General features: G+C 35.3%; 15 protein-coding genes. 13 read left to right on the top strand and 2 right to left on the bottom strand.

The features are described from left to right. Positions 1-596 (bottom strand): hypothetical protein (locus tag GQ598_RS08540; RefSeq protein WP_160403675.1); only part of this gene is annotated, 596 nt, incomplete at its 3' end. 451 nt (positions 597-1,047) lie between these two features. On the opposite strand from GQ598_RS08540, the gene GQ598_RS08535 reads away from it, so the two are divergent. From GQ598_RS08535 to GQ598_RS08520, 4 genes are read left to right on the top strand one after another with little or no spacing between them, the layout of a single operon-like run. Further along, complete coding sequence (locus GQ598_RS08535; protein ID WP_160403673.1) at positions 1,048-1,524, top strand: prepilin-type N-terminal cleavage/methylation domain-containing protein; 477 nt, start codon at positions 1,048-1,050, stop codon at positions 1,522-1,524. Then, complete coding sequence (locus tag GQ598_RS08530) at positions 1,518-2,081, top strand: prepilin peptidase-dependent protein (RefSeq protein WP_160403672.1); 564 nt, start codon at positions 1,518-1,520, stop codon at positions 2,079-2,081. The genes GQ598_RS08535 and GQ598_RS08530 overlap by 7 nt, the downstream gene beginning before the upstream one ends. A gap of 34 nt (positions 2,082-2,115) precedes the next feature. Beyond that, complete coding sequence (locus GQ598_RS08525; RefSeq protein ID WP_160403670.1) at positions 2,116-2,505, top strand: DUF2509 family protein; 390 nt, start codon at positions 2,116-2,118, stop codon at positions 2,503-2,505. Continuing rightward, on the top strand, positions 2,498-2,827 hold the full coding sequence (locus tag GQ598_RS08520; RefSeq protein WP_160403668.1) for a prepilin-type N-terminal cleavage/methylation domain-containing protein: 330 nt from the start codon (positions 2,498-2,500) through the stop codon (positions 2,825-2,827). Before GQ598_RS08525 ends, GQ598_RS08520 begins: the two co-directional genes overlap by 8 nt. Before the next feature lie 21 nt (positions 2,828-2,848). Here the strand turns inward: GQ598_RS08520 and GQ598_RS08515 are convergent, their stop codons facing one another. Beyond that, complete coding sequence (locus GQ598_RS08515) at positions 2,849-3,598, bottom strand: alpha/beta fold hydrolase (RefSeq protein ID WP_160403666.1); 750 nt, start codon at positions 3,596-3,598, stop codon at positions 2,849-2,851. A 136-nt stretch (positions 3,599-3,734) separates the two neighbouring features. On the opposite strand from GQ598_RS08515, the gene GQ598_RS08510 reads away from it, so the two are divergent. The 9 genes from GQ598_RS08510 (at position 3,735) to ispA (ending at position 14,574) form a co-directional block, all read left to right on the top strand. Further along, entirely contained in the window at positions 3,735-5,681 is a 1,947-nt protein-coding gene (locus GQ598_RS08510) for an exoribonuclease II (protein WP_160403665.1), read from the top strand. Positions 5,682-5,881: 200 nt separating this feature from the next. Beyond that, positions 5,882-6,121 carry a YecH family metal-binding protein gene (locus GQ598_RS08505; protein ID WP_202112731.1) on the top strand — a complete coding sequence of 80 codons (240 nt, stop codon included), beginning with the start codon at positions 5,882-5,884 and terminating at the stop codon, positions 6,119-6,121. Between the two features lie 194 nt (positions 6,122-6,315). After that, complete coding sequence (locus tag GQ598_RS08500; RefSeq protein ID WP_160403663.1) at positions 6,316-6,978, top strand: hypothetical protein; 663 nt, start codon at positions 6,316-6,318, stop codon at positions 6,976-6,978. 14 nt (positions 6,979-6,992) lie between these two features. Beyond that, entirely contained in the window at positions 6,993-8,555 is a 1,563-nt protein-coding gene (locus GQ598_RS08495; RefSeq protein ID WP_160403661.1) for a glucan biosynthesis protein G, read from the top strand. 24 nt (positions 8,556-8,579) lie between these two features. After that, entirely contained in the window at positions 8,580-10,940 is a 2,361-nt protein-coding gene (gene mdoH, locus GQ598_RS08490) for a glucans biosynthesis glucosyltransferase MdoH (RefSeq protein WP_160403659.1), read from the top strand. Between the two features lie 63 nt (positions 10,941-11,003). After that, positions 11,004-11,978 carry an elongation factor P--(R)-beta-lysine ligase gene (gene epmA, locus GQ598_RS08485; RefSeq protein ID WP_160403657.1) on the top strand — a complete coding sequence of 325 codons (975 nt, stop codon included), beginning with the start codon at positions 11,004-11,006 and terminating at the stop codon, positions 11,976-11,978. Positions 11,979-11,980: 2 nt separating this feature from the next. Next, complete coding sequence (gene rmuC, locus GQ598_RS08480) at positions 11,981-13,342, top strand: DNA recombination protein RmuC (protein WP_160403655.1); 1,362 nt, start codon at positions 11,981-11,983, stop codon at positions 13,340-13,342. 124 nt (positions 13,343-13,466) lie between these two features. After that, positions 13,467-13,712: an exodeoxyribonuclease VII small subunit gene (xseB, locus tag GQ598_RS08475; protein WP_160403653.1), complete on the top strand. Its 246-nt coding sequence runs from the start codon at positions 13,467-13,469 to the stop codon at positions 13,710-13,712. Further along, positions 13,699-14,574, top strand: a complete 876-nt coding sequence (gene ispA / locus GQ598_RS08470) for a (2E,6E)-farnesyl diphosphate synthase (RefSeq protein ID WP_160403651.1) — start codon at positions 13,699-13,701, stop codon at positions 14,572-14,574. Before xseB ends, ispA begins: the two co-directional genes overlap by 14 nt.

The raw sequence follows: 14,574 nt of genomic DNA, 5'->3' as shown, positions 1-14,574 counted from the left end.
GATACCGATATATCCCCTGTAGCAGTAACACCATTTATACCCTGTCCATCTCCATCATCATCTCCCCAATAATTATACCTAGTGATTAAATCACTTAAACTCACTGAATCCACTGATGATGGGATTACCATATCTATATCTCCCAAAGTACTTCCTGCATAAGGTAATCTTATTGGATCTGTAGCACTTGATGGATTAGTTGACGGTGTGTACCTTGTACCATCCCGCAACTTAATAAACAAGAAACTATCCGTTGAAGTTGTCCTTGTTTGACCACCGTCAAACGTTAAATATGGCGCACTACCCTCAATATACCTTGATGTAGACGCCGTTAATGCCATAGAGCACTGTGTATATGGCAACAAAAACAATGGCACGAAGAACAACAATAATTTAGTTAATCTAAATAATCTAAATAATCTAAGTAAGTTTGATAATTTAGATAGAAAAAATAAGCACCTCAACCTCACCAAGCGCGATGAGCTTGATAACTTCGGTGATGAAAATAAGAACAGTGTCTGATTTAGACTACGATGAAATTGAAAAAGATTTAGGGCGTAGGTTTGGCAGGCCAGATGCCAGATGCCAGATGCCATGCATGATAGCGCATTTCGATAATCCTGTCAAGTAATTTATTGTTTTATTTTAATTTTTATAATTATCCGCTCAACTAATGAGCTTTTCCTTGTTTTGAAAGCGCTCAAATTATAACCTATTGATTAATAATGCGCTAGTTTTTTGTTAAATATTTGTAAAGTTTTGCTAAGTTGATAAGGTTGAGCTTTTAATGGTGTGTTTTGGGAGGATAGTTTTGGTGGTGGTTTTTGGTTAAAAAAACAAAATAAAAACTTCAATAAAATCAATACCTTTTCTGACCACTTTTTGGCGTAATTTTTAAATAAACCTTTCATCAAAACAAAAAGAAAAGTATTAACGAAAAAAACACAATTTATTTGAGCAATGTATCACAAATCCAGAACAAAAAATAATCAATTGTTTTATTCAAATATACTCTACAACCATTGTGATATATACCAAGACAATATTATGCAAGATTTGGGATTTTCATTACTAGAATTGTTAATAACTATCTGCATTAGCGCTATTTTAGCCGCTATTGGCATTCAACATTGGAAAGAGCAACAACTTCGAAATGAGTTAGCATCCACAACTAAACAGTTGGCTTATTTTATCTACGAAGTTCAAATAAAAGCTTCAAGCAAAAATGAAAATTATATTATCCATCAATTTACATCACCTTGGTGCATCACAATTACTCACGATGAAAAACCCACCTCATGCAGTGAGGGCGTGCTTTATTTTATGAAACCAGACAATTCTGTTGAAATTAGTGAACTATCAAACAATAAAAACGCTTTGATTGTAGGTCGCCGTAATTTAGCGCAAACAATGTCTTTTCAATTGCAAAATGAAATAGGCACCAGCAAGGTTCTTGTGTCATTGCTTGGGCGAATTCGTTTCTGTGCAGAAAACACTTATATAGCCGGTTTACCGCCATGTTAAAAACGTCTGGGTTTTCCTTATTTGAAATGCTTATTAGCGTAATTTTATCTAGCCTTATCATTATGGGGATGACATCTTTTTATATTCAATTGCAAACAAGTATCATGCAATATTACCAAAAAACACGCTTACAGCAGACTATTGACCTTGGATTAGCTGGCATGAAAAAAGATATAAAACGAGCTGGTTTTATTGCTAACGATCCAAAAAAAATGACCGCCAAAGCAATTGAAATTAATGAGAAGATAAAATGTATTATTATTCGATATGACAGTGAAATCCGCAATTCTTGGGTTTGGAACATAGAGACTCCCATGAAGTCAGATGTTTTTACCTACCGTTATAAAGAAAACAATATAGCCTATAGAACAGGGTCATTAAATTGTTTTGGAAACAAGTGGGAGAACTTATTTGATTCAAACGAAATCAAAGTCACCTACTTCGCAATAAAACAGCTACCTGATGCGATTAGATTATCAATTACGGCTGAATTGAGGAAAAACAAACAAATTCAATATCACACAACTGAAATCATCAAAAATGAAAACCGATTTTAACCCGCTCCCAGCACAGTCCGGATTTAGCACAATTATGATGGTGATTATTTTCATGGTTGTGGGATTGGTGCTACTAATTGGCTTCAATCTGCTTATTTGCTCGTGGCAAAAAGCCATCATAATGGAAAGCCGATACTATCAGCAATTTAATCAAGCTAATTCGTCTTTAACTTGGGGAATAACCCAAAATTGGCCAGCACCAAAAGCCCATTGGCATTGTTTAACCGAACCGACTTATCAACTAAAAGCATGCATAAAAAAGTCTTTATTAAAAGTTGATAAATATGTATTAGTCCGCGGCGAAGCCAAAGATGAAGACTTTTATTTATATACACTTGCGCATTTTGATAATAATCGATTAATTGTCGAAAAAGGCCATTGGCTCGATTATTGCCCAGAAAAAAGGGCTATTTATTGTGAATAATAAAAATATAGCAGGCTTTAGTTTGATTGAGGTTATGATAGCAATACTTCTATTCTCAATTATTATGCTAGGATTTATTAACTATCAACAAGCATTACTCAATAAACATCGCTACTTTGCAAACTATTTGCGCGCCAATAAAATTGCTTTTCAGCTACTTGATAACTACCCCTATACTACCAATCTCATTATTCCTTCTGGTTGGCGTTATACGATCACCAGTAAACGATATAATGCTCGGTGCAAAATGATGGAAATAACAGTTAGAGCACCCAACAAGCAGGTCACCAAGCAGCAGCGTTTTTTTTGTGATACACATTGATATTTAAGAATTAAATATCAATTAGTCACCTAACCAGTCATGCAAAAGTTGTAAAACTTGCTGAGTTTTTTCAAAATGAATATTATGCCCAGCCCCTTCAACCACTTCGATTTTTGCATTAGGAAACTGCTCAAAGATAGCGGTATAAGCCTGATCGGTAATATAAGGTGAATTGCCACCGCGTATAAATAACGTCGGTTTTAACCAAGGTGAAATCGTTTGCCAATCGCAAATATGACCATACTGTTCGTTAATAGCCTGAATATTAAATAACCAATGTTCATTTTTAAACGATTTTAATAAAAAAAGAATAATTGCATCATTAATGCCTTCTTGTCGCATTAAATCCATGATCTGTTTTTTGTCGGTAATCTGGTTTGCAAGGCAATAAGTTAATACTCTTAGAATGATAACATTGGCTGAGCGCTGATATTTTATGGGAGCAATATCAATTACCACTGTGTTTTCGATCAAATCTGGGATCACTTGTGACAATTGCAAAGCAACCTTTCCTCCCATTGAGTGGCCAATTAAGATCAGCTTTTTTAATTGTAAATCATAACAAAGTTCAGCCACATCTTCAGCCATAGCCTGATAGTCCATCTTATCAGACCACGGCGAATGTCCATGGTTACGCAAATCAACCTGCACTGTTTGATGATGTTGTACAAAATCCTTTGCTAACATATTTAAATTATCTAAACTGCCAAATACACCATGTAAAAACACAATCGGCTGTCCATCGCCCTGCAATTTATAGTTTAATTTCATACTCTAATTAGCCCCATTATTTTAAGTGGCACTATTATACGTCTATTTTCAATGTCATCACCGATTAATTCGATAACCATAATTTGTATAACTATGATAGAATTTAGCACTAATTTTTTAAAAAGTGTTAAGCCATATGTTTCAAAATAACCCATTACTTGCACAATTAAAACAAGAACTTCATGAACAAACCCCTCGCGTTGAAGGCATTGTTCGAGCTCATGAAAAAGGATTTGGTTTTTTAGATACCGATAATAAGAAAAGTTATTTCATCCCTGTTGCTAAAATGAAAACAGTTTGTCATGGCGATAAAGTCTCTGGGTCAATCATCACGAATAACGATAAAGAATCTTTTGATCCCGAATTATTAATCGAAGGTGCATTACAAAAATTCATTGGCAAAATAGGCTTTCAAGATCATGCAATGGTTATTTACCTTGAAAACATGCCCACTCATTTTGCTGTTCGTTGCAAAATAAACGAACAAGTTAGTGAAAAACTAAAGGAAGGTGATTGGGTTGTTGCAACGCTAGTTTCTCACCCTTTACAAAAAGAAAGTAAACATTTCTTTGCCGAAGTGACTCGTTTTGTTGCTGACGGTAATTCACCCTATCAACTTTGGTTAAAAACCTTAGCACGCTATGATTTAGAAACCCATGCTCCACAAGCCGAAGCATTAACCATTATCGATGCAGAACTTGATAACCGTCAAGATTTAACCGATGTTCACTTTTTTACAATCGATAGTGAAAATACTGAAGATATGGACGATGCCATTGCGGTTTCTAAAGATGAACACGGCTATTATCAATTAATGGTTGCTATTGCTGACCCTACGGCTTATATATTACAAGATAGCGAATTTGATAATATTGCCAAAGCTAGGAATTTCACTACTTATTTACCTGATTTTAATATTCCAATGCTACCCAAAGCGCTTGCCAATGAACTATGCTCATTAAAGGCCAATGAAAAACGCCCTGCAATGATATGTAAAATGCGCATAGACAACGCCGGCAATATTATTGCTGATGATACGACCTTTATGCCTGCTTGGATCGAATCAAAAGCAAAGCTATCTTACAATAATGTGTCTGATTTTTTAGAAAATAATAGCGAATTAGCAACAAATGACTCTACAATTAAACAACAACTTATTTGGTTAGCGGACTTAGCTAAAATCCGCATCACATGGCGACAAACCCATGCATTGGTTTTTAAAGATAATGGTGATTATCGTTTTGAACTGGATGAGAACCGCAAAGTTAAATCCATAATTAAAGAGACTCGTCGAATTGCCAATCATATCGTAGAAGAGGTTATGGTTATCGCTAATCTCGCTTTAACTTTACAATTACAAACTAAAATTGGTTTTGGCATTTTTAATATTCATTCAGGTTTTGATAATAAATATATCGAACAAGCCATAAAATTTTTAAACGATAATGGAATAACTGAGTTTGATAAAGAATTACTATTATCTTTTGATGGTTATGTAAAATTGCGACGAATGATCGACAATGAACCATTTCTAGCCGCCAAACTTCGCAAGTTCCAAAGCCCTGCAGATTTTTCGACTGAACCACAACCACATTTTGGTTTAGGATTTGAAGCCTATGCAACATGGACATCACCAATACGCAAATATGGCGATATGGTCAACCACCGATTAATCAAAGCGTATATCCGTTCACAAGAGTTAATCTCGCCAGATAAAGAACAACTAAAAAGCATGAATGAAAGGCGTAAGATGTTACGCTTTGCTGAACGCGATATGGCTGAAAATCTTTATGCTCAATACTTATCAGATAAAATCGATGAAACTTACTCCGCTGAAATTATTGATATTAATCGTGGAGGAGCACGAGTCCGTTTATGTGATATAGGTGCTTTTGCTTTTGTACCACTGTCAATGATTCATTCTATCAAAGAGGAAATCACTCCCTTCCCAGAAGAAGGCATTATCAAAATTAAAGGTGAAAGCCGCTATAAACTTGCAGATATAATTTCCGTTGTTATTCACCAAATCAAAATCGAAAATAAATCAATCATTGCCAAATTTGCCGATAAAAATACGGAATGAAACAAGACTATTTTGGCCTGAATTTATTACTTACATAGTCTCTACTTGCCCCATTGTAAATAAGGGGCAAGTCAAACAAAAATTAACAATATTTTTTTAATCTTTCCCCCCCTTTTTTTTATTAAAAATATCTGATATCTTTCACTGCTCAAAATGACAAATATTGAGTTTTAAATCAACAACAGTTTGGGAGGCCCATAATGTCAATTCATGGACATGAAGTATTGCATATGATGGATGGAAACAATTACACAGAAACTTCCTTACTTAACGCTATCAACGACAAGTTTGGTGCCGATGCAAAGTTTCATACTTGCTCTCAATCTGACATGAGTGCGGAACAACTCATCGCTTTTTTAAAAGCAAAAGGAAAATTTAAACCTTCTGTTGCTCATGGATCTGAATTTACAGTAGATAATAAAAAAATATGTAAACACTAGAAAAAGAAACCATATGATAATGTGCTTTTTTTTATAAATTTAATTTAATCTGCTAGTGTTTTTAAAACAATAAGAGTATATAATTTTGAGCTACAACAATAATCCATTATTACTAATAACGCGATTAAATTAGCGGTACAGTTATTCACTTTAAAATTACATACACTCAAGAATATGTCCATGGAATTTGATAAATGAAAATAAGTAATATCCTTATATGCGCCATTGTTTCTATTCTTGTCGCAAGTTGTACTAAAAAAATTTCAGCAACGAAAAGTAAAGAAGCGATTCCGCAGGCAGAACAGGTATCTTTATTAAAAGAACAAACTGAAGCAAACAACCCTTACGTTGTTGCAGCTAAAAATCAATTGCTTCAATTTATTGGTAGTAAAAACTTTGATAACTATATTACCAAACACGGCATTTTAAATTGTGAAAGTGATAATAACCAATCATCTTGTGTATTGAGTTTTTATTTGAACGAGTATTATAAATTAAATTATAATATGGAACTCAAAAAAGTGATTGAAGAAAAGCAAGCGCAACTTAATATTGAATTAAGTAAAATCAGTGCAACTGAATCCAATATTAAAAACTATTGTCAATCATCGGCAGATTTTATTGCAGCAATTTATACAAAAGATACGGCTAAAATAAACCAATATTTTCAACCAAAATTTAAAATGTCTGCGCAAGATATATTATCTTTACAAACAAAAATTTCCAAAGATAACTATTCTCAATTCCTGATCGAAGAAAATCCGAGTATTCTTCAAGAAATAAAAGTAGATTATGTTGAAAAGTGTTTGAATAATCCAAAAGATAATATTATCAATTACTTTAATATTTTTAGATAATAATGCGAGTCTTTATGTACAATTTATTACCCAATAATTCGTTTAATAAAATACTAATTTGCAAGGTGCTTAGTGTGGCTTGCGTTTCTTGCATTAGTTTTTCTTCATGGGCTTTTTCTTTTGACGATGTGGTTGCAAAAGCCGAAAAATTATCCAAAAAAGCTTATGTTCAGCCATCTAAAAACATTCCTAATGAGTTGGCCTCTTTACAATTTGCTGATTATCAGAAAATTCTATTTAATCATCAAAAAGCCTATTGGGGTGATCAAAAAAGCCGTTTCAAACTTGAGTTTTATCACGAAGGCATGTACTTTGATGTTCCTATCAAAATCAATGAAATCGTCAATAATCAAGTTAGCGAAATAAAATATGATCCAAGTTATTTTGATTTAAGCCCACTCAACCTTGATAAGATTAATAGTAAAGACCTTGGTTTTGCTGGTTTTAAAGTTCATTATCCAATTAATAACCCAACAAAAACTGACGATGAAATATTCTCAGCTCTAGGAGGCAGTTATTTTCGTGCAGTAGGTAAAGAACAGCACTATGGACTTTCCGCCAGAGGTCTTGCCATTGATACTGGCGAAATGTCAGGTGAAGAGTTTCCTCGTTTTAAAGAGTATTGGATTGAAAGACCAGAAGCCAACCAAAAACATTTAGTTATCTATGCGCTACTTGACTCACCAAGTGTGGCAGGTGCCTATAAAATAACACTTGTGCCAAGTGTTGATACCACAGTCACAGTGCAAGCGAAAGTCTTCTTCCGCGATTCAGTAAAAAAATTGGGTATTGCACCATTAACCAGTATGTTTTTATTTGGCCCAAACCAACCATCGCCTTTGTTAAACTATCGTCCAGCAATGCATGATTCTAACGGACTATCTGTTTTAGCCAACAATAATGAATGGATCTGGCGTCCATTAAATAATCCTAAACGTTTATCGTTTTCATCATATAGTTTAGAAAACCCGAAAGCTTTCGGTTTAATTCAACGCGATAATGGTTTTGAAGATTATCAAGATCTTGATGATCACTACGAAAAACGGCCAAGCGTTTGGACTGAAATTTTAGGTGATTGGCACAAAGGACGCGTTGAATTAGTCGAAATCCCAACTGCTGATGAGACTAACGACAACATTGTTACTTTTTGGGTACCTGAAAAACAATATAAAGCTGGTGATGTGCTTGATATTAAATATCGATTACATTATTCATTAAATGAAAAACAGCGCTATCCTAATGATGTAGCAAGAGCAGTGAGCTCTCGTTTATCGCTAGGCGATATAAAACAAGCTAATTTAATTCGTAAACTTGATGGTTCTAATGCATATGTCATCGACTTTGCTGGTCCTGAATTATCAGAAACAGCACCAGTCAAAGTGATTTCAAGCATGAGCAATGGCACTATCTTAAGTTCTGACGTGCAATACAATTCAGAAATTAAAGGCTGGCGAGTTATTGTTCGGTTTAACATTGAAGATAACAAAAAAGCGAGTGACATACGCGTACAATTAGCTTCTCAAGCAACCAATAAAGTCATTTCTGAAACGTGGAGTGGGCAATATCCCGCACAATAATCATTATAATAATATGACAAATATATGAAAAAAGATTACTTTGCAAATCTTTCTGGCGCCGAAGTTTGGCGTCAAAAAGCTGAAAACAATGCAATACCGCCTGACGATGTCGATTTTTTAAAATATCGTTTAAATCAAGTTGGCGATACTTCCTCTTTTATAGATGACCGAAGGCAACAGCCAAGTTATCCTGAAGTTGATCGTGTTTCGATTCAACCACAAATCTGGAATCAACGTTATACAGCTAAATCAAAACATGGCATAAATATTCTTGCCATCATTCGCCGCTTTATTATGTTTGCACTTATAACGATACAAACATATTATGGAACCACTTATCTTGCGTCTTTATTACCTTATCAAAGTTGGCAAAAAATCAATTTTATGGCAAATTGGGATATCAATCCTGAATTAGCCATTTACAGCATAATCCCTTATATTATCCAAGGTGCGATTATTGCCTTATTTGCTATTTTGTTTTTCTGGATTTCGATTGGTTTTTGGACCAGCATTATGGGATTAATATTGGCTGTAATGAGGAAAGATCGTTACACTATCCCTATTCCTAATGACCCTGCATCGCATATTGATGGTAAACATCGAACAGCATTAGTTATGCCAATTTGTAATGAAGATGTTGCTCGGGTATTTGCAGGATTACAGGCAACTTATCAGTCCCTCGTTGAAACAGGTCACGCCGCTTGCTGTGATTTTTATATTTTAAGTGATACCAATGATCCCGATCTTTATGTGAATGAACTTAAAGCATGGGCAGAATTTAATGCAGCAAAACCAAACAATGGTTGTAATATTTTTTATCGTCACCGCAAACGTCGAGTAAAACGTAAAAGCGGTAATATTGATGATTTTTGCCGCCGCTGGGGTCATCAATACGAATACATGATGATCCTTGATGCTGACAGTATTATGACCGGTGATTGTATCTTAAAAATGATTGCCATGATGGAAATGACCCCTAAAGCAGGCATTTTGCAATCCCCACCAAAATCAGTCAGAATGACTACGCTTTACGGACGTATTCAACAATTTGCTAACCAAATTTACAGCGATATCTTCTGTTCTGGCACACATTTTTGGCAACTAAGCGAAGCCCAATATTGGGGACACAATGCCATGATTCGCTTAAAACCTTTTATAGAACATTGCATATTATCGCCTCTGCAAAAACGTAAAGGACCAATTCATATCTTATCGCATGATCTAGTCGAAGCAACACTTATGCGTCGTGCTGGCTATGGTGTTTGGATTGCTTATAATATGAACGGCAGTTATGAAGAGCTACCCGGTAACATGATTGAAGATCTAAAACGCGATAATCGTTGGTGTATGGGCAACTTAATTAACCTAAGATTGATTTTCAAAAGCGGTATTAAATTAACACACCGCGTCATGTTTGCAACTAGTGGTATGGCTTATATCTCTTCATTATTGTGGCTAGTGTTTTTAATATTTTCAACACTATTATTATTGGTGTTTAATATTTCTGAACCCCAATACTTCTTCCAACCTAACCAATTTTATCCAACTTGGCCAAGGTGGGATGAGCAATTGGCCATACAGCTACTCTCAACCACGATGGTTTTACTGTTTGCTCCTAAGTTTTTTAGCTATGGCATTATTATAGCCAGAACAGGGGCAAAAGATGTTGGCGGTATATTTAAATTAACCCTATCAATCTTTATTGAAATGATTTGGTCAATGATCTTAGCGCCAATACGCATGATCTTTCATAGTAAATTTGTACTTAGAGCATGGATGGGTAGCAAAATTCAATGGAAATCACCTTCCCGAAGTGATGATGCGTTAACATGGGGTGAATCATTTTATTTTTGTTGGCCACTATCGCTATTAGGTATTGTGTGGCTATGGATAATTATCTGGTTAAATCCACAATTTACTTATTGGTATATTGCCATCTTGATACCTTTAACCATCTCGCCTTTAGTCATTCGAATATCAGGACTTTCAAGCATTGGTATGAAAGCAAAAAAAGCAGGGTTATTTTTAACACCAGAAGAAACCCACCCTGCAAAAGCAATCACACTTACAGGTGAATATTTAGTTAAAACTGAAGCGGCATTTATTAAAAATGGCTTTGTTATGGCGTTGGTCGATCCTATCTATAATGCGCTAGCTTGCGCTTTATCAACGTCACGACATCAAGTGAATAATAAAAACCAACAAAAACGTGATGAACTTATTGCTCAGTATCAACACATAGATTTAGAAAAAATCAGTAAAGAAAAACAGTTAGCGATTTTAGAAGATCCTATTATTCTTTCCGCATTACATCATCATATATGGCAACAGCAAGAAAAATACGACAATCTATTCACTTTATGGCAAAATGAACGCCAGCAATAAAAAATAGGGCTTTAGCCCTATTTTTGTTTTTTAGTAAATAATCAAATTCCATGGATATTTTTTATGACTTGGCAACCTTCTGCATCTATCAATAATCTACTTAAGCGCGCAAAAATTGTTTCTCAAGTACGTCAATTTTTTGCCGACCGCTGTATTTTAGAGGTCGAAACACCTATCTTAAGCCAATATGCAGTAACAGACGTGCATTTAAGCTCTTTTCACACTAAATTTTTAAAACCAGGGGAGCTTGAAGGGCAACAGGGGCAACAAATGTCATTAATTACTAGCCCAGAATATCATATGAAACGCTTACTGGCTGCCGGCAGTGGTCCTATTTATCAATTATGTAAATGTTTTCGTAATCATGAAGAAGTTAGTCGTTATCATAACCCTGAATTCACCATGCTCGAATGGTATCGCATCCAATTTGATATGATGCAAATGATCAATGAAGTCGATGACTTACTGCAAACTGTTTTAGATTGTGAACCGGCTGAACGTATCTCTTATCAAAAGGTATTTCAACGTCATCTTAATATTGACCCTTTAGAAGCTGATCACGCAACCTTAGTTAATGCCGCAAATCAACTTGATATTGGGCTTAACACAGACAATTATGATAAAGATGGATTACTCCAATGCTTGTTCACTTTTGGTGTTGAACCGCATATTGGGCAAGATAAACCTATTGCAGTATTCAACTTTCCAGCATCACAAGCCGCATTAGCTGCCATTAGTTCAGAGGATCACCGAGTAGCGAGCCGTTTTGAGTTCTATTACAAAGGTGTTGAACTTGCTAATGGTTTTAAAGAACTCACCAATGCTCAAGAACAACGAATGCGTTTTGAACAAAATAATTTAGATCGAGCAAATCAAAACCTACCAATACAAAATATTGACATTGAGTTACTCGCTGCCATGGAAGCAGGCCTACCTGACTGTGCGGGTGTTGCGGTAGGATTAGATCGTTTAATTATGCTTGCACTAGAGTGCAAAAGTTTAGATGAAGTGATGTCATTTACTTTTGAAAGGGCTTAATTATGTTCAATAATTTAGGATTAGCCGAATGGATTGCGATTATTATTGGTATTGCCGCCTTAATTTTATTGGTGTTAACGATAAAATCTCAACTAACAATTAACAATTTACATCAACTATTTGATCTGCAACTAATCCAAAAAAAGGAAGAAAATCAATCCTTAATAATTCAAGTAAGACAGCTGGAGCATGAATTAGATCAGTATCGACAACAAAATCTAGCGCAAAATGTCAAAATTAGTGAACTCAAAACGCGTTTAGAAGAAACATTAAGTGCCACCCAAGAACGACAAACGATATTAGAACAAAGTGAACAGCGGCTCACGACTCAATTTGAAAACCTGGCCAATCGTATTTTTGAACAGAGTGGCAAAAAGATTGAGCAACAAAATAAACAAAGTCTTGATTTTTTACTTTCGCCGCTCAAAGAACAGCTAGAAGGTTTCAAAAAACAAGTACAAGATAGTTTTGGTCAAGAGGCTAAAGAACGCCATACACTCACGCATGAAATTCGTAGCTTGCAACAACTAAATCAGCAAATGAGCAAAGAAGCAACCAACTTAACCAATGCGCTAAAGGGCAATAACAAAACCCAAGGGAACTGGGGCGAATTTATCCTAAGCCAAATTCTGGATAATTCAGGATTACGTTCAGGTTATGAATATGAAACTCAAGTCAATTTAACTAACGACAGTAATCAACGATTACAACCCGATGTTATTGTTCACTTACCGCAAGGCGGAGACGTGGTTATTGATTCAAAAGTAACATTAGTTGCCTATGAGCGTCATTTTAATAGTGATGACGAAACAATTAAAGCGAAAGCGATGACCGAACATTTAGCAGCTGTTCGTAACCACTTAAAGCAACTGAGCCAAAAAGATTATCATAAACTCATTGGCATTAATTCATTAGATTATATTTTGATGTTTATCCCTGTCGAGCCAGCATTTTTAAGTGCGATTGATAATGATCCTGCATTAATCAATGATGCTTTAAAAAATAATATTATGATAGTCAGCCCAACCACATTGTTAGTGGCGTTACGAACTATTCATAATTTATGGCGATTTGAATATCAGAATCGTAATGCAGAGCTGATTGCTGATAGAGCAAGTAAACTGTACGACAAAATGCGCGGCTTTGTTGAAGATATGGAAAACCTAGGCAGTTGTTTAGACAAAGCACAACAGACTTATCAAAATTCCATGAACAAATTATCAAAAGGTCGTGGAAACGTAATTGGGCAAATTGAACGATTCCGTGAAATGGGTATCGAAGTAAAAAAACCGATTAATCCAGACATCACCTTACTATCAATGGACGAATCAAATAACGAAGATGAACGTGAATCAACAAATTAGCTTATCGTTAAATCAAAGGTTAATACGCATTAACATCGATTGTTAGGTTATAAATAAGCAAACGCCGTGATTCACGATTATTTGAAATAAGTGTATACTCATCAAACGTAAAGAGGAATTGAAGATGGCAAAAAAACAAGACAAAGAACCGAGTTTCGAAGAAACACTAAAGCAACTCGAAACCATCGTAGCTCAATTAGAAAATGGTGATTTACCATTAGATGAAGCACTAAATGAGTTTGAAAAAGGAATTAAATTAGCAAAAACAGGACAAAAACAATTACAACAAGCCGAACAACGTATTCAGATTTTATTGTCTGAAAATAGTGATACTGAATTGTCAGAATTCTTAGTTGATGATAATGAATAGTTTAAAACCATTACAAGAACGAATAGACTCGTTTTTAACTGCCTGTATTTCACAAATAGAGGCATCCACACTTCAACAAGCAATGAGTTACAGCTTGCTGGCCGGTGGCAAACGGATTCGACCTATTTTAGTCTATTTAACAGGCCAAATGTTCAATTGCCCGCTTTCTAAACTAGATGAAGCCGCCGCCGCAATTGAATGCATTCATACTTATTCATTAATTCATGACGACCTACCCGCCATGGATAATGACGATTTACGTCGAGGTAAACCAACCTGCCATATCCAATTTGGTGAAGATCAAGCAATATTGGCTGGTGATGCCTTGCAAACTCTAGCTTTTTCATTGCTAGCAAAAAGCGAGCTAATTGATGCTAATACTAAAATTAATATGATAAACGAACTTGCCCATGCCAGCGGCGTTGCCGGCATGTGCCTTGGCCAATCATTAGATTTACAGGCTACACATCAGCAAATAGACCTTGAACATTTGCAAAAAATCCATTGCTATAAAACAGGTGCTTTAATCAAAGCGGCTGTTCGAATGGGGGCTTTTGCTTATGGTGAAATGACAAAACCTTATCGCCTAATGCTTGATCAATATGCCGAAGCAATTGGTCTGGCATTTCAGATACAAGATGATATTTTAGATATTATTGGCGAACAATCGATTATGGGTAAACCTAAAGGATCAGACCTTATCCATGAGAAGAGCACATACCCTGCACTAGTTGGGCTTGATAACGCCATAAAACTCACTGAGCAACTTTATCAGCAAGCTATCGATAGTCTAAAACAAATACCCTATAATAGTCAGCCATTGCAAGATCTTGCTGGTTTTATTATTAATCGAAATAGTTAA

The sequence above is a fragment of the Gilliamella sp. Pas-s95 genome, from assembly GCF_009795795.1.
Taxonomy (GTDB): Bacteria; Pseudomonadota; Gammaproteobacteria; order Enterobacterales; family Orbaceae; genus Gilliamella; species Gilliamella bombicola.
Note: the sequence above shows the minus strand (reverse complement) of the source record. Positions and strands in the feature narration are given on the sequence as shown.

Excerpts from the sequence above, each read along its gene's own strand:
- rmuC (WP_160403655.1), top strand. The coding sequence starts at position 11,981 with ATGTTCAATAATTTAGGATTAGCCGAATGGATTGCGATTATTATTGGT.
- GQ598_RS08535 (WP_160403673.1), top strand. The coding sequence starts at position 1,048 with ATGCAAGATTTGGGATTTTCATTACTAGAATTGTTAATAACTATCTGC.
- GQ598_RS08530 (WP_160403672.1), top strand. The coding sequence starts at position 1,518 with ATGTTAAAAACGTCTGGGTTTTCCTTATTTGAAATGCTTATTAGCGTA.
- epmA (WP_160403657.1), top strand. The coding sequence starts at position 11,004 with ATGACTTGGCAACCTTCTGCATCTATCAATAATCTACTTAAGCGCGCA.
- mdoH (WP_160403659.1), top strand. The coding sequence starts at position 8,580 with ATGAAAAAAGATTACTTTGCAAATCTTTCTGGCGCCGAAGTTTGGCGT.
- ispA (WP_160403651.1), top strand. The coding sequence starts at position 13,699 with ATGATAATGAATAGTTTAAAACCATTACAAGAACGAATAGACTCGTTT.
- GQ598_RS08510 (WP_160403665.1), top strand. The coding sequence starts at position 3,735 with ATGTTTCAAAATAACCCATTACTTGCACAATTAAAACAAGAACTTCAT.
- GQ598_RS08500 (WP_160403663.1), top strand. The coding sequence starts at position 6,316 with ATGAAAATAAGTAATATCCTTATATGCGCCATTGTTTCTATTCTTGTC.
- GQ598_RS08505 (WP_202112731.1), top strand. The coding sequence starts at position 5,882 with ATGTCAATTCATGGACATGAAGTATTGCATATGATGGATGGAAACAAT.
- GQ598_RS08515 (WP_160403666.1), bottom strand. The coding sequence starts at position 3,598 with ATGAAATTAAACTATAAATTGCAGGGCGATGGACAGCCGATTGTGTTT.
- GQ598_RS08525 (WP_160403670.1), top strand. The coding sequence starts at position 2,116 with ATGATGGTGATTATTTTCATGGTTGTGGGATTGGTGCTACTAATTGGC.
- GQ598_RS08495 (WP_160403661.1), top strand. The coding sequence starts at position 6,993 with ATGTACAATTTATTACCCAATAATTCGTTTAATAAAATACTAATTTGC.
- xseB (WP_160403653.1), top strand. The coding sequence starts at position 13,467 with ATGGCAAAAAAACAAGACAAAGAACCGAGTTTCGAAGAAACACTAAAG.